The organism is Enterobacter sp. SA187, from assembly GCF_001888805.2.
In the GTDB taxonomy this organism is placed as follows: domain Bacteria; phylum Pseudomonadota; class Gammaproteobacteria; order Enterobacterales; family Enterobacteriaceae; genus Enterobacter_D.
The window spans coordinates 999,917-1,022,127 of sequence record NZ_CP019113.1 but is presented as its reverse complement, the minus strand read 5'-3'; the positions used below and the strand labels follow the sequence as shown (position 1 = coordinate 1,022,127).

The 22,211-nt window shown below is 56.9% G+C and carries 22 protein-coding genes; 9 read left to right on the top strand and 13 right to left on the bottom strand.

The genetic code is table 11. The features are described 5' to 3' along the window. Window positions 1-1,047, bottom strand: a complete 1,047-nt coding sequence (rfaF, locus tag BMF08_RS04995) for an ADP-heptose--LPS heptosyltransferase RfaF (protein WP_072571040.1) — start codon at window positions 1,045-1,047, stop codon at window positions 1-3. Between the two features lie 2 nt (window positions 1,048-1,049). Beyond that, a complete protein-coding gene (gene rfaD / locus BMF08_RS04990; protein WP_072571042.1) occupies window positions 1,050-1,982 on the bottom strand; it encodes an ADP-glyceromanno-heptose 6-epimerase in 933 nt (310 codons plus the stop codon). 216 nt (window positions 1,983-2,198) lie between these two features. On the opposite strand from rfaD, the gene kbl reads away from it, so the two are divergent. From kbl to BMF08_RS04975, 3 genes are all read left to right on the top strand, one after another. Then, the gene (kbl, locus tag BMF08_RS04985) at window positions 2,199-3,395 is read left to right on the top strand and encodes a glycine C-acetyltransferase (protein WP_072571043.1); all 1,197 of its coding nucleotides are present in this window, start codon (window positions 2,199-2,201) and stop codon (window positions 3,393-3,395) included. 9 nt (window positions 3,396-3,404) lie between these two features. Further along, window positions 3,405-4,430, top strand: a complete 1,026-nt coding sequence (tdh, locus tag BMF08_RS04980; protein ID WP_072571045.1) for an L-threonine 3-dehydrogenase — start codon at window positions 3,405-3,407, stop codon at window positions 4,428-4,430. A 143-nt stretch (window positions 4,431-4,573) separates the two neighbouring features. Next, entirely contained in the window at window positions 4,574-5,371 is a 798-nt protein-coding gene (locus BMF08_RS04975) for a glycosyltransferase family 2 protein (protein ID WP_072571047.1), read from the top strand. 3 nt (window positions 5,372-5,374) lie between these two features. On the opposite strand, the gene BMF08_RS04970 is transcribed toward BMF08_RS04975, so the two are convergent. Genes BMF08_RS04970 through gpmM form a run of 3 tightly spaced genes read right to left on the bottom strand, consistent with a single transcriptional unit; the run spans window position 5,375 to window position 9,154 of the window. Next, the gene (locus BMF08_RS04970; RefSeq protein ID WP_072571049.1) at window positions 5,375-6,325 is read right to left on the bottom strand and encodes a divergent polysaccharide deacetylase family protein; all 951 of its coding nucleotides are present in this window, start codon (window positions 6,323-6,325) and stop codon (window positions 5,375-5,377) included. Window positions 6,326-6,328: 3 nt separating this feature from the next. Then, window positions 6,329-7,597 carry a murein hydrolase activator EnvC gene (envC, locus tag BMF08_RS04965; protein ID WP_072571051.1) on the bottom strand — a complete coding sequence of 423 codons (1,269 nt, stop codon included), beginning with the start codon at window positions 7,595-7,597 and terminating at the stop codon, window positions 6,329-6,331. 9 nt (window positions 7,598-7,606) lie between these two features. Next, window positions 7,607-9,154 carry a 2,3-bisphosphoglycerate-independent phosphoglycerate mutase gene (gene gpmM, locus BMF08_RS04960; RefSeq protein WP_072571053.1) on the bottom strand — a complete coding sequence of 516 codons (1,548 nt, stop codon included), beginning with the start codon at window positions 9,152-9,154 and terminating at the stop codon, window positions 7,607-7,609. 245 nt (window positions 9,155-9,399) lie between these two features. Between gpmM and BMF08_RS04955 the strand changes: the two genes are divergently transcribed. The 5 genes from BMF08_RS04955 (at window position 9,400) to cysE (ending at window position 12,514) form a co-directional block, all read left to right on the top strand. Then, a complete protein-coding gene (locus tag BMF08_RS04955) occupies window positions 9,400-9,831 on the top strand; it encodes a rhodanese-like domain-containing protein (protein WP_072571055.1) in 432 nt (143 codons plus the stop codon). A 20-nt stretch (window positions 9,832-9,851) separates the two neighbouring features. Then, the gene (gene grxC / locus BMF08_RS04950) at window positions 9,852-10,103 is read left to right on the top strand and encodes a glutaredoxin 3 (protein ID WP_072571057.1); all 252 of its coding nucleotides are present in this window, start codon (window positions 9,852-9,854) and stop codon (window positions 10,101-10,103) included. Between the two features lie 31 nt (window positions 10,104-10,134). Beyond that, window positions 10,135-10,602, top strand: a complete 468-nt coding sequence (gene secB, locus BMF08_RS04945; protein ID WP_072571059.1) for a protein-export chaperone SecB — start codon at window positions 10,135-10,137, stop codon at window positions 10,600-10,602. Further along, a complete protein-coding gene (gpsA, locus tag BMF08_RS04940) occupies window positions 10,602-11,630 on the top strand; it encodes an NAD(P)H-dependent glycerol-3-phosphate dehydrogenase (protein ID WP_072571060.1) in 1,029 nt (342 codons plus the stop codon). Before secB ends, gpsA begins: the two co-directional genes overlap by 1 nt. 62 nt (window positions 11,631-11,692) lie before the next feature. Then, entirely contained in the window at window positions 11,693-12,514 is an 822-nt protein-coding gene (cysE, locus tag BMF08_RS04935) for a serine O-acetyltransferase (protein ID WP_072571061.1), read from the top strand. Between the two features lie 2 nt (window positions 12,515-12,516). Here the strand turns inward: cysE and trmL are convergent, their stop codons facing one another. From trmL to BMF08_RS04895, 8 genes are all read right to left on the bottom strand, one after another. Beyond that, window positions 12,517-12,990, bottom strand: a complete 474-nt coding sequence (trmL, locus tag BMF08_RS04930; protein ID WP_072571062.1) for a tRNA (uridine(34)/cytosine(34)/5-carboxymethylaminomethyluridine(34)-2'-O)-methyltransferase TrmL — start codon at window positions 12,988-12,990, stop codon at window positions 12,517-12,519. 37 nt (window positions 12,991-13,027) lie between these two features. Beyond that, window positions 13,028-14,212, bottom strand: coding sequence for an FMN-dependent L-lactate dehydrogenase LldD (gene lldD, locus BMF08_RS04925; RefSeq protein WP_072571063.1), 1,185 nt, complete (start codon window positions 14,210-14,212; stop codon window positions 13,028-13,030). Window positions 14,213-14,238: 26 nt separating this feature from the next. After that, complete coding sequence (gene lldR, locus BMF08_RS04920) at window positions 14,239-14,982, bottom strand: transcriptional regulator LldR (RefSeq protein ID WP_072571064.1); 744 nt, start codon at window positions 14,980-14,982, stop codon at window positions 14,239-14,241. Further along, entirely contained in the window at window positions 14,979-16,634 is a 1,656-nt protein-coding gene (lldP, locus tag BMF08_RS04915; protein WP_072571065.1) for an L-lactate permease, read from the bottom strand. The genes lldR and lldP overlap by 4 nt, the downstream gene beginning before the upstream one ends. Before the next feature lie 277 nt (window positions 16,635-16,911). After that, complete coding sequence (locus tag BMF08_RS04910) at window positions 16,912-17,274, bottom strand: YibL family ribosome-associated protein (RefSeq protein WP_072571066.1); 363 nt, start codon at window positions 17,272-17,274, stop codon at window positions 16,912-16,914. 59 nt (window positions 17,275-17,333) lie between these two features. Beyond that, window positions 17,334-17,924, bottom strand: coding sequence for a mannitol operon repressor MtlR (gene mtlR / locus BMF08_RS04905; RefSeq protein WP_072571067.1), 591 nt, complete (start codon window positions 17,922-17,924; stop codon window positions 17,334-17,336). Further along, window positions 17,921-19,069 carry a mannitol-1-phosphate 5-dehydrogenase gene (mtlD, locus tag BMF08_RS04900; RefSeq protein WP_072571068.1) on the bottom strand — a complete coding sequence of 383 codons (1,149 nt, stop codon included), beginning with the start codon at window positions 19,067-19,069 and terminating at the stop codon, window positions 17,921-17,923. Before mtlD ends, mtlR begins: the two co-directional genes overlap by 4 nt. A 103-nt stretch (window positions 19,070-19,172) precedes the next feature. After that, complete coding sequence (locus BMF08_RS04895; RefSeq protein WP_072571069.1) at window positions 19,173-21,080, bottom strand: PTS mannitol transporter subunit IICBA; 1,908 nt, start codon at window positions 21,078-21,080, stop codon at window positions 19,173-19,175. 513 nt (window positions 21,081-21,593) lie between these two features. On the opposite strand from BMF08_RS04895, the gene BMF08_RS04890 reads away from it, so the two are divergent. Then, entirely contained in the window at window positions 21,594-22,202 is a 609-nt protein-coding gene (locus tag BMF08_RS04890) for a glutathione S-transferase (protein ID WP_072571070.1), read from the top strand. Window positions 22,203-22,211 lie beyond the last annotated feature (9 nt).

Genomic DNA, 22,211 nt, shown 5'->3' with positions numbered 1-22,211 from the left:
TTACCCTTCTTCCGCCAGCAGTAAAGCATTAAGTTCATTAAGCACCCGCTCAGGCGTAATGTCGATCAGGCTCTGGTGATAGCCCTGCTCGCTGTCGCCTTTGCGGACTTTGTGATAGCCGGTGATCAGACGAATAACCCGGGCTTTATGCGACAGCGGCGGGGTAAAATCGGGGCTGCTGGGGCCGTACAGCGCCACCAGCGGGCGATTCAGGGCCGCGGCGACGTGCATCAGGCCGGAGTCATTCGTCACCACGGCTTTACAGGCGGCGAGTAAAATCACTGCCTGCTCCAGCTGAGTTTCACCGGCGAGGTTGCGGCACCAGGCCTGCTGCTCAATGCTCAGGGCGGCGAGGATCTCATTACCGGCGTCGTGATCTTTCGCCGATCCGAACAGCACCACCTGATAACCTTCGTCGATCAGCTGCTTAGCCAGCTCTGCGTAATGGTAGTGCGGCCAGCGTTTTGCCGGGCCGAATTCCGCGCCGGGGCAAAAGCCGATCAGGGGACGTTCAGCGGAGAGGCCAAACGCATCACAGGTCCGGGCTTTTTCCGCCTCCGTAACCTGCAACTGCGGCCACAGCAGCGGCTGCGGCAGATCTTTCGCCGACTGCATCACGCCTTTGTCCCAGGCCAGGGCCACATAGCGTTCCACCATCAGCGGCCAGGCTTGTTTATCCAGCACGCGGGCGTCGTTGAGCACGCCATAACGCATTTCACCGCGCCAGCCGGTACGGTGCGGGATGCCCGCAAAGAACGGCACCAGCGCGGATTTAAAGGAGTTCGGCAGGACGTAAGCGCGATCGTAACGTCGCTCACGCAGGCTGTGCCCGAGCCTGCGCCGCTCGCCAAGCTCAAGCGCGCCGTGCCCCAGCGGCATGGCAATCGCCTCGTTGACTTCCGGCATGCGCGACAATAACGGACGGCACCACGCGGGTGCCATCACGTCAATAATCGCCTGGGGATAGCGCGCCCTGAGCGTGCGATAGAGACTTTGCGACATCATCATGTCGCCCACCCATGACGGGCCTACCACAAGGATCTTCATCGTCAGGCGTCGCGGTTCAGCCAGGCCATATACTCCGTCACGCCTTCGGCCACGGTTTTGAACGGTTTATCGTAGCCTGCGGCGCGCAGGTTAGTGAGATCCGCCTGGGTGAACGCCTGGTAGCGGCCTTTCAGTTTTTCCGGGAACGGAATGTACTCAATGCTGCCTTTTTTGTGGAACGCCAGGGTCGCATCGGCTACCGCCTGGAAGGACTCTGCACGGCCGGTGCCAAGGTTGAAAATACCGGACACGCCGTTTTCCCAGAACCACAGGTTGACCGCCGCCACGTCGCCCACGTAGACGAAATCGCGCTTAAAGTTTTCGCTGCCTTCGAACAGCTTAGGCGTTTCGCCATTGTTCAACTGGGTGTTGAGATGGAAGGCGACGCTCGCCATGCTGCCTTTGTGGCCTTCGCGTGGGCCATAAACGTTGAAGTAGCGGAAACCGACAATCGGGGACGTCGCTTCCGGCAGGATTTGACGCACATATTCATCGAATAAAAACTTGGAGTAGCCGTAGACGTTCAGCGGCTTCTCATATTCGCGGGATTCAATAAAGTCAGAGGTACGGCCGCCGTAGGTCGCCGCAGAAGAGGCATACAGGAACGGAATGTTGCGCTCCAGGCAGTAGTGCAGCACCTCTTTAGAGTACTGATAGTTGTTATCCATCATGTACTTACCGTCCCACTCGGTAGTGGACGAGCAGGCACCTTCATGGAAAATCGCCTCGATATCGCCGAACTCTTCCCCCGCCATCACCTGGATCAGGAAGTCTTCTTTATCCATATAGTCGGCGATATTCAGATCCACCAGGTTTACAAACTTGGTGCCATCTTTCAGGTTATCCACGACCAGAATGTCAGTGATGCCCTTGTCATTCAGCGCTTTAACGATGTTGCTGCCGATAAAGCCTGCGCCGCCGGTAACGATAATCATAACTGTGACCTTTGAATTGAGGCGCGCCGGGACAATCCCGGACACGAATATTTCTTATCATACCATCACATTGCAGACCCTTCAGCCATTCACCGCCAACCTTCCCGACGACACGTGATTTATGCTGCAAAATGAACAATGGATGATGCGTCATCTCGTATCAACGTATAGCTTTGGGTAATATGTGCCGAAATTTGTCCAGTCTGGAGAATTGCAATGCGTGGGGATTTTTACAAACAGTTAAGCCATGACCTGGAAACCGCGCGTGCGGAAGGGTTGTTTAAAGAAGAACGGATCATCACTTCGGCGCAGCAGGCGGACATTACCGTCGGCGACGGCAGCCAGGTGATCAACTTTTGCGCCAACAACTATCTGGGCCTGGCGAACCACCCGGATCTGATCGCGGCCGCCAAAGCGGGCATGGATTCACATGGTTTCGGCATGGCGTCGGTGCGTTTTATTTGCGGGACGCAGGACAGCCATAAAGTGCTGGAGCAGAAGCTGGCTGAATTTCTCGGCATGGAAGATGCGATCCTGTACTCCTCCTGTTTCGACGCCAACGGCGGTCTGTTTGAAACCCTGCTGGGCGCGGAAGACGCCATTATTTCCGACGCGCTGAACCACGCCTCGATCATTGATGGTGTGCGCCTGTGTAAAGCGAAGCGTTTCCGTTACGCCAATAACGATATGCAGGAGCTGGAAGCGCGTCTGAAAGAAGCCCGCGACGGCGGCGCGCGTCACGTGCTGATCGCCACCGACGGCGTGTTCTCAATGGACGGCGTGATCGCCAACCTGAAAGGCGTGTGCGACCTGGCGGACAAATACGATGCGCTGGTGATGGTGGATGATTCCCACGCGGTAGGCTTTGTCGGTGAAAATGGCCGCGGCACCCATGAGTATTGCGATGTGATGAGCCGTGTCGACATCATTACCGGCACCCTCGGTAAAGCCCTCGGCGGCGCATCCGGCGGTTATACGGCGGCACGCAAAGAAGTGGTGGAATGGCTGCGTCAGCGCTCCCGTCCGTATCTGTTCTCCAACTCGCTGGCCCCGGCGATTGTCGCCGCCTCCATCAAAGTGCTGGAGATGCTGGCGGAAGGCAGCGAGCTGCGTAACCGTCTGTGGACTAACGCGCGCCTGTTCCGCGAAAAAATGACCGCCGCAGGTTTTACGCTGGCGGGGGCCGATCACGCCATCATCCCGGTGATGCTGGGTGACGCCGTTGTCGCGCAAAACTTTGCCCGCGAACTGCAAAAAGAAGGCATTTACGTCACCGGCTTCTTCTTCCCGGTGGTGCCAAAAGGTCAGGCGCGTATTCGCACCCAGATGTCGGCGGCGCATACCCCTGAGCAAATCGAACGTGCGGTGGAAGCCTTTACCCGCATCGGTAAAAAACTTGGCGTGATTGCCTGAGGACCTGTAATGAAAGCCTTATCCAAGCTGAAGCCAGCGGAAGGGATCTGGATGACCGATGTACCGCAGCCGGACGTCGGACATAATGATCTGCTGATTAAAATCCGTAAAACCGCAATTTGCGGCACGGATGTGCATATTTATAACTGGGACGAATGGTCACAGAAGACGATCCCGGTACCTATGGTCGTGGGCCATGAGTATGTCGGCGAGGTGGTCGGCATCGGTCAGGAAGTGAAAGGCTTTAAAATCGGCGATCGCGTTTCCGGCGAAGGGCATATCACCTGTGGTCATTGCCGTAACTGCCGCGGTGGTCGTACGCATCTGTGCCGTAACACTATCGGCGTGGGCGTCAACCGTCAGGGCTGCTTTGCTGAATATCTGGTGATCCCGGCGTTTAACGCCTTCAAAATCCCGGACAATATCTCCGATGAACTGGCGTCTATTTTCGATCCGTTCGGCAACGCAGTGCATACGGCGCTCTCTTTCGATCTGGTGGGCGAAGATGTGCTGGTGTCCGGCGCAGGCCCGATTGGCATCATGGCGGCGGCGGTGGCGAAACACGTCGGCGCGCGCCATGTCGTCATCACCGATGTGAATGAATACCGTCTGGATCTGGCGCGTAAAATGGGCGTTACCCGCGCGGTCAACGTTGCCAAAGAGAGCCTGAATGACGTGATGGCCGAGCTGGGCATGACCGAAGGTTTTGACGTGGGTCTGGAGATGTCCGGCGCGCCGGCGGCGTTCCGCACCATGCTCGACACCATGAACCACGGCGGGCGTATTGCGCTGCTGGGTATACCGCCGTCAGAGATGTCCATCGACTGGAATAAAGTGATCTTTAAAGGCCTGTTCATTAAAGGCATTTACGGTCGTGAGATGTTCGAAACCTGGTACAAAATGGCGGCGCTCATCCAGTCTGGTCTGGATTTAACACCGATCATCACTCATCGCTTCCCCATTGACGCGTTCCAGGAAGGCTTCGACGCCATGCGTTCCGGCCAGTCAGGAAAAGTCATTCTGAGCTGGGATTAAATAAAAGGCACCTTCGGGTGCCTTTTTAGCCCCATCACATCTTTCTGCATTTTTAATAGCGAAAGCATGATTTCTTTATCACCTTTTTTAATATCCGGTTATAACATGCATTGACGATCCTATTAACAGGTGCGATTGACTGTATGTTCACCTTATCCGTGTGTCTGCTGACCTGTAATTCAGCGCGATTATTACGTGAGGTTCTGCCGCCCGTTTTAGCGGTGGCGGATGAAATTATTGTCGTGGATTCCGGGAGCAGCGATGCCACCCTGGATATATGTCATGAATATGAACTGGTTATTCACCACCACCCTTACACTATGCATGGCGCGCAGATGAACTATGCCATCAGTCTGGCGACCAATGACTGGGTGTTATGTCTGGACAGCGATGAAGTGCTGGATCCCGAAACCATTGATTTTATTTTACGTCTGAAAGCGGGAGAGACGCCTCCCCCTGACCAGGCGTGGCGGCTTTCCCGTTACTGGTATGTGCTGGGGGAAGAAGTGCGAACCCTTTATCCGGTGTCGTCCCCCGATTTTCCGGTGCGATTATTCAACCGTCAGCATGCGCGTTTTAACGATCGACCGGTGGACGATAAAGTCGAAGGCTTTAGCACTTCGGTAAAAATTCCCGGACGCGTGCGCCACGATACCTTTTATTCTTTGCATGAAGTTTTCAACAAACTCAACAGCTATACCTCGCGGCTGGTGAAATATCAGCAGGTGAAACCGTCAATCGGGCGCGGCATAATAAGCGCCATAGGCGCGTTTTTTAAATGGTATCTGTTTAGCGGGGCATGGCGTAGCGGGAAAGTCGGGGTGGTAACCGGTTTATATGCCACGCTTTATAGTTTTCTGAAATATTTCAAAGCCTGGTATATTCATCAGGATGAAAAGGCGGCGTTGCCGAAAACGCAAAAAAATCGCCGCCTGATCTGATCATCAGCCCGCCTGCTGGCGGGCTTTGCCCCATCCCTGCCACTGGCCCTGCACGTATTTCACCAGCGGACTCTCGCTGATGCTTTCGCTCAGCACGCTAAAGAAACGCGTCGCATCAACGCGCTCAGGGGCTGTCTTCGGTTTACACAACTTCACGCCGCGGAACGGGTTGCGCGGTGCCTGCGGTTGGCTGGCGGGCGGCGTCAGCACAGGTTTTGAGGTGTCGATCTGCGGCTCGTTCAGCAGGCTGCCCGGACGCACCAGCGTGATATCCGGCGGCAAAGTGGGCAGCATTTGTTGCAGGACGCGCACTGTTGACGGGTGCGGGTGGCCGATGGCGATCGCCGAGCCGTTACGCCGCGCCAGTTCTACCGCGCGGTTAAACTGGCGGCGAATATCGGCTTCGTTCTGGGTATCGTCGAGGAACACTTTACGCTTGATCACCTTCACGCCGGTGCCCGTCGCCGCGCGCATTGCCTGGCTGTTGCCGATGGTCATACTGTCGAGAAAATAGAGATCGTAACGCGCCAGCGCCTGCATCACCTTCTGCATGCCGAACAGGCTGGAGGTCATGGCGCTGCCCATATGGTTATTCAGCCCGACGGCATAGGGCACACTGTCTACCGCATTGCGGATGATGCGCTCGATTTCATCGCTGCTCATGTCCGGGCGCAGGGTGTCTTTTTCCAGCGGCTGTTTGCTGAGCGGGGCCATCGGCAGGTGAATCAGCACTTCGTGGCCCAGATTATGCGCTTTGGTCGCCATTTCCCGCGCATGAGGCGCATTGGGCAGCACGGCAACAGAGATGGCGGCAGGCATCGCCAGCACCTGATTTTCGTTGTGCGGACGATAACCAAAATCATCGATCACGATGGCGAGTTTTCCGGCAAACGCCGGGGCGGTGAAAACCAGAACGCTGACAACAGCAACAATCAGACGACGAAATTGAAGCAAAACTTATCTTCCCAACCACGGTTGTGGATTGACCGCCTGACCCTGGCGGCGAATTTCGAAATAGAGTGAAGGTCTGCCCTGACCGCCACTGCTGCCCACAAGGGCAATCGGTTGACCGGCACGCACCTGCGTGCCCACGCTGACCAGCGCGCTCTGATTATAGCCGTAAAGACTCATGTCGCCTTTACCGTGTTCAACCACCACCACAAGACCATAGCCCTGCAGCCAGTCGGCGAGGATCACACGGCCATCGGCAATGGCTTTTACTTCGCTGCCTTCAGAGGCGCCGATCACAATTCCTTTCCACCGTAGCTCACCCTGTAACTGTTCGCCATAACGATGCAGGATAGTGCCCCGTGCCGGCCAGTAGGCCTGGCCGCGTGGCGATCCGAGGCCGCCGGTGCGGGACATCAGCGACTGTTCGCTTTCCGTCGGCTTATAGGTGGTGCCTTTGCGCGAGGCGTCTTTCTGGCGATCGCGCACCGCCTGGGCTTCGCGCGCTTCACGTTCCGCCCGCGCTCTGGCGGCGGCTTCGGCGCGGGCAAGGGTATTGCGCAGCCGTGATTCGTTAGCCCGCAGTTCGCTCAGCTGTTGCTGGCCCTGCTGGATGGACGACTCCAGGCCTGCGAGGGTTTTCTTACGCTCGTTGCGCGCCTGCTCAAGCTTAGCCTGCTGTGCCTGCTGCTCATAAAGCAGGGTTTGCTGCTGGCTCTGCTTCTCTTCCAGCTCGGCTTTCTGAGAGTTCACTTCTTCACGGGTTTGCTGGAGCTGGGCGATGGTTTCCTGACGCGCCTGATTCAGATAGCCGTAATAGGCCTGCAGACGCTGCGATCGCTGGCCTTCTTCGCCGCTGAGGATCATCTGTATCCCGCTGTGTTCGCCCTGACGGAATGCCGCATCAAGCTGCGCGGCCAGATTACGCTCCTGGCTGGCGCGCTGGCGCTCCAGTCTGGCGATAGATGCATTCATCTCATCAATTTGTTTATTGAGCTGGCCGAGAGTGTTCTGGGTTTCGCGCAGAGCGCGGGTGGCGGCAGAGATCGCCTCTTCCTGCGCTTTTAACTGGGCGAGGAGAGTGCTGCGCTGCTGCTGTTGCTTACGAACGGCACGTTCTTTGGCGGCAATGTCTGCCTGAATGGATTTTAACTGGTCGCGGTCATCCGCGTGGGCTGAAAAGGCGCACAACAATACGCCAGCGCTGAGCGCGCTGGCGTAGATCACGGACCGGATCGACACAGTCCAGGTGTTTGAAAAAATCGCCTTTCCCCTCATGGGGAGCGATTATTCCACGATGAACAGCGGCTTACCAGTCATCTCTTGCGGGATTTCCATGCCCATCAGCGCCAGCATGGTCGGCGCGATGTCGGAAAGTTTGCCGCCATCCACCGCTTTCACGGTTTTGTCGCCCACATAGATCAGCGGCACCGGCAGGTTAGTGTGGGCAGTATGCGCCTGGCCGGTGGCCGGGTCGCGCATCTGCTCAGCATTGCCGTGATCCGCGGTAATCAGCAGCTGGCCGCCCACGGACTCCACCGCCTCGCTGACCTGCGCGATGCAGTTATCCAGGGTTTCGACAGCGGCAACCGCCGCTTCAAAGACGCCGGTATGTCCTACCATATCGCCGTTCGGGTAGTTGCAGATGATGGCGTCATACTTGCCGCTGTTGATCGCTGCGACCAGTTTTTCAGTTAATTCTGCACTGCTCATTTCCGGCTGCAGGTCGTAAGTCGCCACTTTTGGGGAGTTGATCAGAATGCGATCTTCGCCGGCAAACGACTCTTCAACGCCGCCGTTAAAGAAGAAGGTCACATGGGCGTATTTCTCGGTTTCGGAAATGCGCAGCTGGGTTTTGTCATGCTTCGCCATCCACTCGCCGAAGGTATTCGCCAGGGACGCCGGTGCGTAAGCCACCGTCGTTTTGATATCGGCGGCGTATTCGGTCAGCATGACGAAATCGCTTAACTGCACCACTTTCTGACGGGCGAAGCCGTCAAAATCGGCATTCACAAAGGCGCGGGTAATTTCGCGGGCGCGGTCGGCACGGAAGTTCATGAAAATCAGCGCATCGCCGTCGACCATCGCGGAGTCGGCCTGGCCTTCGGCGCGGATCACCGTCGCTTTTACGAATTCGTCGTTTTCATCACGGGCATAGGCTGCCTGTAAACCTGCGACCGCGCTGTCGGCCTGGAACTCGCCTTTCGCCTGCGTCAGCAGGTTGTATGCCTGTTCCACGCGATCCCAGCGGTTATCGCGGTCCATCGCATAGTAGCGACCAATAATAGTGGCGACGCGGCCTTTGCCCAGTTCAGCAAATTTGTCTTCGAAGCGTTTCAGGGACGATTCTGCGCTGCGTGGCGGGGTATCGCGGCCATCCAGGAAAGCATGCAGATAGATTTTTTCTGCGCCGCGCTGAGCTGCCAGTTCGACCATCGCAAGAATGTGATCTTCATGGCTGTGCACGCCGCCCGCAGACAGCAAGCCCATGATGTGCACGGCTTTGCCGCTGGTGGTGGCGTTATCCACCGCAGCGGTCAGCGCCGGGTTGCTGAAAAAGGTGCCCTGTTTGATTTCTACGTCCAGACGGGTCAGATCCTGATAAACGATACGGCCCGCGCCCAGATTGACGTGACCGACTTCCGAGTTGCCCATCTGGCGGTCCGGCAGACCCACTTCCAGGCCGGATGCGTCAATCAGCGTATGCGGACGTTTCGCCCACAGGGCATCCATGACCGGCGTTTTAGCGTTAAAAATAGCGTTATCCTGCTGGTCTTCACGATAGCCATAGCCATCGAGGATCACCAGTACCATAGGTTTTTTAGAAACCGACATTGCGACAACCTCATGCTCATGAGTCAAAAATTTGCGTAATTTTACTACAGCTGAATCGATCAAATAGCCGCAGAAGATCAAAGAATGAGGTGGGGAAGGGCTGTGTTTTTAATGGCTTCAGGCATTTTTTTCGTAACGCGCCGCAGAAAATGCATTCCGTTGTGCTCGCTGGCTGTATTTGCTACACCGCACAGGTATACTCCTTTCCTGGTTTTTAATCATTGAGTCGGGAGTTGTTGCCCTCCATGCAAGAAATTATGCAATTTGTTAGCCGTCACCCCATACTTTGTATCGCATGGGTTGTCTTACTGGCGGCGGTGCTGTTCACCACCTTCAAGGGTCTGGTGTCGAAAGTTAAAGTCATCACGCGTGGTGAAGCAACGCGTCTGATCAACAAAGAAGATGCGGTGGTTGTGGATCTGCGCCAGCGTGATGATTTCCGCAAAGGCCACATCGCGGGCGCGCACAACGTGCTGCCTAACGATATCAAAAACAATAACCTCGGCGAGCTTGAGAAAAATAAAAGCAAACCCATTATTGTGGTAGATGGTGCCGGTATGCAGGCCCAGGCTCCGGCGAACGAGCTGATTAAAGCGGGCTTCGAACGAGTCTATGTACTGAAAGATGGCGTAGCTGGCTGGAGTGGTGAAAACCTCCCGCTTGTTCGCGGTAAATAAATCATAAGTGGAGTGCTGTCATGGCCAACATTGAAATCTATACCAAAGCGATCTGCCCGTTTTGCCATCGCGCAAAAGCATTGCTCAACAGCAAAGGCGTTGCCTTCGAAGAGCTGCCGATTGATGGCGATGCGGTGAAGCGCGAAGAGATGATTCAACGTAGTGGCCGTACGACCGTGCCGCAGATTTTTATTGATGCACAGCACATTGGCGGCTGTGACGACTTGTATGCGCTGGACGCGCGTGGTGGACTCGATCCCCTGTTACGCTAGAGCGTATTTAGGACAACACTAAGGACTACTCATGTCAGAACAAAATAACACCGAAATGGCTTTCCAGATCCAGCGTATTTATACCAAGGATGTGTCTTTCGAAGCGCCAAACGCGCCGCACGTTTTCCAGAAAGACTGGCAGCCGGAAGTGAAACTGGATCTGGATACAGCTTCCAGCCAGCTCGCTGAAGACGTTTATGAAGTGGTGCTGCGCGTCACCGTGACCGCAAGCCTGGGCGAAGAAACGGCCTTCCTGTGCGAAGTCCAGCAGGCTGGTATCTTCTCCGTTGGCGGTATCGAAGGTACCCAGATGGCGCATTGCTTAGGCGCATACTGCCCGAACATTCTGTTCCCGTATGCCCGTGAATGCATCACCAGCCTGGTTTCCCGCGGTACATTCCCGCAGCTGAACCTTGCACCGGTCAACTTCGATGCGCTGTTCATGAACTATTTGCAGCAGCAGGCAGGCGAAGGTACCGAACAACCTCAGGATGCCTGATGAGTACGATAAATGCTCATATGACTGTGATCGGTGCCGGCTCTTACGGCACCGCTCTTGCCATTACCCTGGCAAGAAATGGCCACGAAGTGGTGCTTTGGGGCCACGATCCAAAACATATCGCGACACTGCAACACGACCGTTGCAATGTGGCGTTCCTCCCGGATGTGCCTTTCCCCGATACGCTGCACCTTGAGAGCGACTTAGCGACGGCGCTTGCCGCGAGCCGCAATATTCTGGTGGTGGTGCCAAGCCATGTTTTTGGTGACGTGCTGCGACAAATCAAACCATTGATGCGCGACGACGCGCGCGTGGTATGGGCGACCAAAGGCTTAGAAGCTGAAACGGGCCGTCTGTTGCAGGATGTGGCGCGTGAAGCGCTGGGCGATGCCATTCCGCTGGCGGTAATTTCCGGGCCGACCTTCGCCAAAGAACTGGCGGCGGGCCTGCCGACGGCCATTTCACTTGCCTCCACCGACGAGGTTTTCGCTGAAGATTTGCAGCAGTTGCTGCACTGCGGCAAAAGCTTCCGTGTCTACAGCAACCCGGATTTTATCGGCGTGCAGCTGGGCGGCGCGGTGAAAAACGTCATTGCTATTGGCGCGGGCATGTCCGATGGCATCGGTTTTGGCGCGAATGCGCGTACGGCGCTGATCACCCGTGGTCTGACGGAAATGTCCCGTCTGGGCGCGGCGCTGGGCGCCGATCCGTCCACCTTTATGGGCATGGCGGGACTGGGCGATCTGGTCTTAACCTGCACCGACAACCAGTCCCGTAACCGTCGTTTCGGGATGGCGTTAGGTCAGGGCATGGACGTAAAAAGCGCGCAGGAGAGCATCGGGCAGGTCGTGGAAGGTTACCGCAATACCAAAGAAGTCCGCGAGCTGGCACACCGCTTTGGTGTCGAAATGCCAATAACCGAGGAAATTTATCAGGTATTGTATTGCGGAAAAAATGCGCGCGAGGCAGCATTGACCTTATTAGGCCGCTCCCGCAAGGATGAGCGTACCAGCCATCCGGCTCCCTAATCCTCATCACTGACACGGCCATCGCAGAGTGGCCGGTCATTTTATTTCGCCTGGAGTATGCAATGCCGTGTGAAGAACTGGATCTCGTCTGGAATAATATTAAAGCCGAAGCCCGGGCGCTGGCCGATTGTGAGCCAATGCTGGCCAGTTTTTATCACGCAACCTTACTCAAGCACGAAAACCTCGGCAGCGCGCTGAGCTATATGCTGGCGAACAAACTCGCGTCGCCAATCATGCCCGCCATCGCCATTCGTGAAGTGGTGGAAGAAGCCTACGCTGCCGACCCGGAAATGATCGCCTCCGCCGCCTGCGATATTCAGGCGGTGCGCACCCGCGATCCGGCGGTGGATAAATACTCCACGCCGCTGCTCTACCTGAAAGGTTTTCACGCCCTGCAGTCTTACCGCATCGGTCACTGGCTGTGGAATCAGGGCCGCCGCGCGCTGGCGATTTTCCTGCAAAATCAGGTGTCGGTGTCCTTCCAGGTAGATATTCACCCGGCGGCGAAGATTGGCCGCGGTATCATGCTCGACCATGCCACCGGCATTGTGGTGGGGGAAACGGCAGTGGTGGAAGACGACGTTTCGATTTTGCAGTCGGTCACGCTCGGCGGGACCGGCAAAACCAGCGGCGATCGCCATCCGAAGATCCGTGAAGGCGTAATGATTGGCGCCGGGGCTAAAGTTCTCGGCAATATCGAAGTCGGGCGCGGCGCGAAGATTGGCGCGGGTTCGGTGGTGCTGCAACCGGTGCCGCCGCACACCACAGTGGCGGGCGTACCGGCCCGCATTGTCGGCAAGCCGGAGTCAGACAAACCCGCGATGGATATGGATCAGCATTTTAACGGCGCGAATCACCGCTTCGAGTACGGCGACGGTATTTAACGCTAGCTGCGCAGTACCGCGCCCGGATAGCCAAGCTGACGCCAGGCCTCGTACACCACGACCGACACGGCATTAGACAGGTTCATGCTGCGGCTGTCCGGCATCATCGGGATGCGGATCTTCTGCTCTTTGGGCAGCGCGTCCAGAATGGCGGCAGGCAGACCGCGTGTCTCCGGACCAAACATCAGATAATCCCCGTCCTGATAACTCACCGCGCTGTGGGCTGGCGTGCCTTTGGTGGTCAAAGCAAACAGCCGCTGCGGATTTTCCGCTGCCACAAAAGCGGCGTAGTCAGCGTGACGCACCACCGCGGTAAATTCATGATAATCCAGCCCGGCGCGGCGCAGACGCTTATCATCCCAGGTAAAACCCATAGGTTCGATAATATGCAGGCGAAAACCGGTGTTGGCGCACAGGCGGATAATGTTCCCGGTGTTCGGCGGGATTTCAGGTTCGAATAAAACAATGTTCAGCATGCTGCCCCCTCAATAATGGCGGGCAGCATAGCAAAAATCAGGCGGCATCGCCTGTTTTCACCGGCGCAAACACCGATTCATGCTCAACGTTCTGCACCAGCGAGTCGCGGCTGATTTCGCTGATAGAACGCGCCCCGGTTAGCGTCATCGCCACGCGCATCTCTTTTTCGATCAGGTTAAGCAGGTTCGCCACGCCCGCCTGGCCGTGGGTCGCCAGCGCATACAGATAGGCACGGCCCAGCAGCACGGTATCCGCGCCCAGGGCGATCATCCGTACGACGTCCAGCCCGTTACGGATGCCACTGTCTGCGAGGATCGCGATGTCACCTTTCACCGCATCGGCAATGGCGGGCAGCGCGCGGGCGGAAGAGAGCACGCCGTCCAGCTGGCGGCCGCCGTGGTTCGATACCACAATGCCGTCTGCGCCAAAGCGCACCGCATCGCGCGCATCTTCTGCATCGAGGATCCCTTTGATCACCATCGGGCCGTCCCAGTATTCGCGGATCCACTCCAGGTCTTTCCAGGAAATCGATGGATCGAAGTTATTCGCCAGCCAGCCAATATAATCTTCCAGCCCGGTCGGCTTGCCGAGGTAGGTGGAGATGTTGCCCAGATCGTGAGGACGGCCATTGACGCCGACATCCCACGCCCACTGAGGATGCGTTACCGCCTGCCAGTAACGGCGCATCGCCGCGTTGGCGCCGCTCATGCCGGAATGGGCGTCCCGGTAACGCGCGCCTGGCGTCGGCATATCCACGGTAAACACCAGCGTTGAACATCCTGCCGCTTTGGCGCGCTCCAGCGCGTTACGCATAAAGCCGCGATCGCGCAGCACGTACAACTGGAACCACATCGGACGCTTAATCGTCGGAGCGACCTCTTCAATCGGGCAGACGGATACCGTCGACAGGGTGAAAGGGATGCCTTTCGCATCGGCAGCCGCTGCCGCCTGCACTTCGCCGCGCCGCGCGTACATGCCGCACAGCCCGACCGGAGCCAGCGCCACCGGCATCGACAGTTTTTCATTAAACAGCGTGGTTTCCAGACTCAAATCGGACATGTTTTTCAGAACGCGCTGGCGCAGCGCGACCTGCGAGAGATCTTCCACGTTACGGCGCAGCGTATATTCCGCGTACGCGCCGCCGTCGATGTAATGGAAAAGAAAGGGTGGCAGGATGCGCTGCGCGGTGGCGCGGTAATCACTGGCGGCGGAAATAATCATGGGTTTCTCCCTGACAGTTTATTGGGTTAACCGGGCAGGCGGGTGATGCGCGCCTGGCGGGCCTGATCTTCATCGAATCGTTTAATGGTGGTATGCACAAATTCCAGATGCAGCATCATCGCTTTACGCGCGCCGTCGGCGTCACCGGCCATAATCGCGTTCATCACCGCCTGATGCTGTTCGGTGAGCTGCGCGAACACCGGCGGCACGAAATACATCCGCTGGCGGCTCTGTTTCACTGACAGTTGCAGCAGATCGAAAAAGCCGCGCATGGTCTGCAACAGCACCACATTGTGCGACGCTTCAGCGATGGCTAAGTGAAAGCGCACATCCGCCTGCGAAGCGAGATCCGGGTCATCGCTCAGGGTGGCGTCAAAGCAGAGCTGAATTTTTTCTTTATCCGCAGCGGTGGCGCGCAGGGCGGCGTGCCAGGCGGTACTGGCTTCAATGGCATGGCGGGCTTCCAGAATATCGAAGCTGTAGTCCGGATCGTCTGCCATCAGGGTTTTCAGCGGATAAACAATATTTTGCTCTGTCCAGTCTTCCTGCGGCCAGCGCACAAAGGTGCCGCCGCCGCGTCGGCTGAGCAGCACGCCTTCGCTGATCAACTTCGCAATCGCCTCCCGCAGAGAATTGCGGGAGACGCCAAGCTGGGCGGCCAGCTTGCGCTCGGCGGGCAAACGCGCCCCCGGCTCAAGCTGCTGTTCGTCTATCAGCGCACGCAAGCGATCGGCGATGGTGTCGGACAGACGCACGGGCATCACTATCATGGGATCATCCAGGTCAGAACGTATGCCTGAAGTGTAGTGATCACTCCCACCATGCAGGTGAAAATCAGGCTGTGTTTAACGGTAAAGCGGAACAGATCGGACTCTTTACCCACCAGCCCCACCGCCGCGCAGGCGATGGCGATAGACTGCGGCGAGATCATCTTGCCGGTCACGCCGCCGGTGGTATTCGCCGCCACCAGCAGCACATCCGAGACGCCAATTTGCTGGGCGGCGGTCGCCTGCAGGGCGGCAAAGAGCGCGTTCGAGGAGGTGTCGGAGCCGGTCAGGAATACCCCCAGCCAGCCGAGGAACGGCGAGAAAAAGGTAAACGCATGACCGGTATGGGAAAGCGCCAGCGCCAGCGTCGAGGACAGCCCGGAATAATTAGAGATAAAGGCGAACGCCAGCACCATGCCAATGGAGTAGATCGGCAGCGCCAGCTCTTTCAGCGTGCTGCCGAAGGTGTAGAGCGCCTCTTTCGGCTTCATACGCAGCCAGACGATGGAGATCAGCGCCGCGAACAGAATGGCCGTGCCGGTGGCGGAGAACCAGTCGAACTTATATACCGCCGCATAAGGCGTGGCCGCGCTCACTACCGGCGGCATACGCGCCACCAGCTTATCCAGATACGGCACGGAGATATTAATCACCCAGTCGTACATCGCGCCGCCAGGGGCAAACAGCGCTTTAAACGGCGGAATGCTCCACAGGGTGACGGTGGCGGTCAGAAACAGGAACGGCGACCAGGCGCGTATGATTTGCCCGCGGGAGTAGGATTTCGGCGTAACGGCGGCATCATTCGCAGTGGCATTCACATCTTCAAAGCGGAAGATGCGCACCGGCTGCCAGCGGCGCAGGAACAGCGTCAGGCACACCAGCGAAACCAGCGAGGAGATAATGTCCGGCAGTTCCGGCCCGAGAAAGTTAGAGCTGAGGTACTGGGCGATGGCAAAGGAGCCGCCCGCCACGATCACCGCAGGCCAGGTTTCCTTCACGCCGCGCCAGCCGTCCATAATCGCCATGATCCAGAACAGCACGATGATGGTCAGGAACGGCAGCTGACGGCCCACCATCTGGCCGATTTCAAAGCTGTCGAGGCCGGTTACCTGGCCTGCCACGAGAATGGGAATACCCATCGCGCCAAACGCCACCGGCGCGGTGTTGACGATCAGGCATAGCCCGGCGGCATACAGTGGTTTAAAGCCCAGCCCCACCAGCAGCGCAGCGGTAATGGCGACCGGCGCGCCAAAGCCCGCGGCCCCTTCCAGAAAGGCCCCGAACGAGAAGCCGACGATCAGCATTTGCAGGCGCTGGTCCGGCGTAATGGAGAGAATGGACGAGCGAATGATCTCAAACTGGCCGGTTTTGACCGAGATTTTATAGACAAAGACCGCCGCGACGATGATCCACGCAATCGGCCACAGGCCATAGAAGAAGCCGTACACCACCGAGGCGAGGGCGTTATCCACCGGCATATCGTAGAAGAACAGGGCAACGGCCAGCGCGATGGCAACCGTCCAGCTGGCGGCGACGTAGCCTTTCAGCTTGAGCTTAATTAAGGCGAAGAAGAAAAACAGGATCGGTAACGAGGCGATAAGGCTCGACAGCCACAGATTCCCTGCCGGATCGTAATTTTGTTGCCAGAGGCTCATGAAGATCTCCTGAGGGCCATTTATCCTGTCGCGCGGCGAGTCTGCGCTCGTCTGCACGTCACACTGTCTGTAAAAGTGGCCCTGCCAGTTAAGGTTTGTAGGGTTAATGACAATGAATGGTTAACTAAATGTTATTGACTGGCAATGCATGTGTGACAGGAAATGATATATCTGTGAGCAGAACAGGACTCAGGGGCAGGATTGGTAGGACCACATCAGAAGGGAAGCGCAGATAAAAACCTCTCCCGCGGACGGGGAGAGGTCAGAAAGCAGGGGATCAGAATTCGGTTTTCGAAAAGCCGGTCATCTCGGTCAGCTTCATTTCGCGACCTAATTCGGTCATCGGATGCACCACCACCAGGCCGCGCACGCTTTTCTTCAGCTTGCCCATGTCGGCCTGTTCTTTTTTGGTGATGGCGCGGCGGAACGGCATATCCGCCAGTTTCTGCGCTTCTTTGCTCAGCTTATGCCCGTGCAGGGCGCGCAAACGGGCGATTTCGCCTTCCAGCGTCTCTTTTTCTTTTTCCAGCTCGGCGTATTTGTCGGCGGCTTCGGCCAGCGAAATATCGGCCTGCTGGTGGCGGATAGCGTCAAGGCGATCGCTCAGGCGTTTAATTTCACTCTTTTCAACTTCTTTCATGACAATTGGACTCTGAATCGGGGAGATATTGCGCTAAGGATACACTAAACCGCGGGCGGTTACTTCTGAAAGGCTTTTTTCAGGCTGATGCGGGAGATCAGCTCTGTCAGGGAAAGCACCATGGTGGAACGTACAACCTGTTGATAACGCTGCTTTTGCATGGCATAGAGATCGGCATCGCTGAGATCAAACTGCGGCGCGGGGGGCAGGGCGGCGACGCAGTGCAGCTCACCGAAGGGGCCCAAGATCTCGTCGTCGGTGAAAGCGTATTCGTTGCCGTCGTGATTCAGCTCTTCCCGCAGCGCCATCAGCAGCTCGGCGTCCTCGTATTCCGGACGGCTGATGACGCCAAGCCCGTAAATCAGTTTTAAGCGCACCGACAAATCGCCCAGCGGGCCGTTGCCGTCCAGCAGCGGCTCAACGGCATATTTCACCGCGTAATCGTCTTTGCGAAAAACCTGAAGCACCAGAATGTTCACCGCCTCGGTCAGTAGCTCGACGGCGGCGATCAAAAAGCTGCGTACGGTTTTGCCTGCATTAAGACGCTCAAGCACACGGTTTTCAAAGGCCTGGGTTTCTTCCATTATTGCCTGCATATCCGACAATCTGTTGTTCGGGCGCGGAAAGCTCCGCGCCGGGTTTGGCATCATGCCTTTGCGTTGTACGCGTTAACGGCCTCGGTCACGACGTCGCTCGCCGCGTCCAGCCCGGAAATCTGCGCCAGAGCCGCCTGCGGGCCTTTCTCTTCAATCAACTGCGCCAGCTCAATGGCCTGCGGATCCTGCTCGCTGCGATAGTGCATCGCGGCGGCAATACCCAGCACCAGGTTGTGATGCGGCAGGTCGTATTCCAGCGTGCCCAGCAGCGGCTTGATCAGGCGATCGCCCGCGCTCAGTTTACGCAGCGGCTGACGGCCAACGCGCTCCACATCATCTTTCAGATAGGGGTTTTCGAAACGACCCAAAATTTTCTGGATATAGGCGGCGTGTTTCTGCGTTTCAAAGCCATAACGTTTGATCAGCACCGCGCCGCTTTCCACCATCGCACCTTTTACCACAGTACGGATTTTCTCGTCGAGAATGGCATCACGGATAGTCTGCAAACCGGCCTGCTGGCCGAGATAGGCGGTAATGGCGTGGCCGGTATTCAGGGTGAAGAGCTTACGCTCCACGAAGGCCATCAGGTTATCGGTCAGCTCCATGCCCGGAATATTCGGCAGCGTGCCTTTGAACTGGGTCTGGTCGACGATCCATTCGCTGAAGGTTTCCACGGTGACTTCCAGCGGATCGTTGGTAGCGGAGGCCGACGGCGGCACGATACGGTCTACAGCGGAGTCCACAAAGCCGGTATGCGCTTCCACCCAGGCTTTATCCTCTTCCGCCAGCGCGTTGAACACGTGGCCTTTCAGCTGCGTGGTGCCGCGCACCATGTTTTCACAGGCGATGATATTCAGCGGCGTGTCGTTACCCTGGGCTTTACGTTTTGCCAGACCTTTGGCGATGGCAGGAGCAATGCGCTCCAGCACCACCGGGCCAACCGCCGTGGTCACCAGATCCACCTGCGCGATGAGATCGATGACTTCATCGCCAGTGCTGTTGACCGCGTTAACGCCGGAAACGGTGTCCACCTGCTCATTTTCACCAACAACGTGAACCTGATAGCTATGACGGGCATTCAGGGCATCGAGCACGGCCTGATTCACATCGGCGAATGTCAGCTCAATACCCGCGTCCGCCAGCAATTTGCCGATGAAACCACGTCCGATATTACCTGCGCCAAAATGTAATGCTTTCATAGAATTACCTTCATCAATGTTTTTACCCGAGAGGGCTGGGGTGAGGAGGCGAATTCCCCTCACCCTAACCCTCTCCCAATGGGAGAGGGGAAAGGGCGTAACCTTACTTGTTCAGCAGGGCCAGCACTTCTTCAACGCTCTGCGTGTGTGTCAGGCGCTCAATCACAGATTCGTCGTCCAGCGCGTTAGTCAGGCTGGTGATCACCTGGATGTGCTCGTTGTTACGGGCGGCGATACCGATAACCAGACGGGCAATGTCGTCGGCATCATCACCGAAGCGTACGCCTTCCGGATACTGACAGAATACCACGCCGGTCTTCAGAACACGGTCTTTCGCTTCAACCGTACCGTGCGGCACGGCGATGGACTCACCCAGATAGGTCGGGGTCAATTTTTCGCGATCCAGCATCGCCTGCACATACTCCGGCTCAACGTAACCGCCTTTCACCAGCTGCTCACCGGCAAAAATAATGGCTTCTTCTTTGGTGCTCGCCGTGCGGCCCAGGAAGATGTTTTCTGCGCCGAGGCGGAACAGGTGGCTGTTACTTTCGTCGAAGCTGTCCTGCAGGCTGGTGCGCACTTTCTCTTCATTTTGCTCGTGGCGCTGTGCGGCAACCAGACGTTCAGTCAGGCTGGTGTACAGGCCGCTGTCGAGGAAGTTGGTCAGCGAAATATGCTGCGCCTGCGGCACCTGGCGCATCGCACGCTCGGTCAGGTCGCGGTGCGTGATCACCAGGTCAACATCGCCCGGCAGGTTGTTGATCGCGCTGTTGGTCACGGAGATGTTAGTCAGCCCCGCATCCTGCACTTTCTTACGCAGCACGCCTGCGCCCATGGCGCTGGAGCCCATACCGGCATCACAGGCGACGATGATTTTACGCACATGGCTCAGGTCGTTGGACACTTCGCCCGCGGTCAGCGGAGAGGCGCCTTTGGACTCGGCTTTCATGTCCTGCATGCGACGGGTTGCGGCTTCAATATCGTCGTCTTCTTTCACTTTGCTGGTTTTCAGCAGAATGGCGGAGATGACGAAAGAAACGGCCAGCGCAGCGAAAATCGCGGCGAGGTTAGCAAAATAGGCACCCTTCGGGGTCATCGCCAGTACCGCCAGGATAGAACCCGGAGACGCCGGAGACACCAGACCACCGCCCAGCACGCTCAGCGTAAACACGCCAGTCATACCGCCGAGGATCACCGCGATCAGCAGACGCGGATTCATCAGGACATACGGGAAGTAAATTTCGTGGATACCACCCAGGAAGTGGATGATTGCCGCGCCGCCCGCAGACTGTTTCGCGCTGCCGCGACCAAAGAACATATACGCCAGCAGTACACCCATACCCGGACCCGGGTTTGCTTCAATCAGGAAGAAGATGGACTTGCCGAGATCGTGAGATTGCTGAATACCCAGCGGCGAGAAGATACCGTGGTTGATGGCGTTGTTGAGGAACAGGATTTTCGCCGGTTCAACAAAGATGGACGCCAGCGGCAGCATGTCATGGACGACCATGAAGTTAACGCCCGCAGCCAGTGCTTTAGACAGCACTTCAACCGCCGGGCCAATGCCGAGGAAGGCAAGAATGGCGAGGATCATACCGATGATGCCGGCGGAGAAGTTATTCACCAGCATTTCGAAACCGGATTTGATCTTACCATCTACCGCGGCATCAAATTTCTTGATGCACAGACCGCCCAGCGGACCGGCAATCATAGCGCCGAGGAACATCGGCATATCTGCGCCCACGATAACGCCCATGGTGGTGATAGCACCGACCACGCCGCCACGCTCACCGCCAACCAGACGACCACCGGTATAACCGATCAGCAGCGGCAGCAGATAAGTAATCATCGGGCCGACGAGTTTCGCCAGCGTTTCGTTAGGTAACCATCCTGTCGGAATAAAGAGTGCAGTAATAATACCCCAGGCGATAAACGCGCCGATGTTGGGCATTACCATATTGCTAAGGAATCGACCAAAGCTTTGCACCTTGATCTTGATATCGGATGACATAAAACACCCCTTCTTATGTTTGCTAGCGCACAGGCCGGAAGCCCGAGGTTTGTTGTTAATGTGGCGGCAGAGGTAGCCGGACCCATGATGTGTGTGAGGCGAAATCTGGCACCGAATCGCCTTTCTGTCCAGACAGCGCCCTTTGGTGTGATCTGAATCACATAAACATAGGGTGTATCCGGGGATAAGGCGTGATCAACTTCACAAAACACTGGTGTAAAAAAAGAACACCGCCGAAAAAATCGACGCAGAATGGCTGTTAATGTGATGTTAATCACATTTGTATTTCATGACTTTGTTATTTATTTGTGATCTTAATCACAAGATATTTTTGTCAGGAGTTTTCTGACTGTGATCAAAGGCAAACTGTGATGTAGACGCAGACGGCAGATGTAACTTCCTTACACTGCCGACACCTTACGGAACAGACTTTTCACATTTATGAAGGCGCCCCTGCCTTTTGCGCGGCGGTGGGCCATAATTATCTCTTCACAGGCGATTAAGGACCCGGCCATGAAACTGATTGGCAGCTACACCAGCCCCTTCGTGCGGAAGATTTCCGTGATCTTGCTGGAAAAAGGCATCACCTTCGAATTCGTCAACGAAATGCCCTATAACGCAGAGAATGGCGTTTCGCAATTTAACCCGCTTGGTAAAGTGCCCGCGCTGGTGACTGACGACGGTGAAACCTGGTTTGATTCCCCCATTATTGCGGAATATCTGGAACAGCTGGGTATGGCGCCTGCATTGCTGCCCAGCGATGCGAAAGCGGCATTACGGGTGCGGCAGCTGGAAGCGCTGGCGGACGGCATTATGGATGCGGCGCTGACCTCCGTGCGCGAGCAGGCCCGTCCGGCAGCACAGCAGTCGGAAAGCGAACTGGTGCGCCAGCGGGAAAAAATCAGCCGCGCGCTGGATGCCCTGGAACAATACGCCGCCAACGGCGTGTTGCAGTCGCAGTCCCTCGATCTGGCGAACATCGCTGTCGCCTGCGCGATTGGTTATCTGAACTTCCGCCGCGTGTCGCCGGGCTGGTGCGTGGAGCGCCCGCAGCTGGTGAAGCTGGTGGAAACGCTCTTCCAGCGCGAAAGCTTTGCCCGCACCGAACCGCCAAAGGCTTGATACGCATTA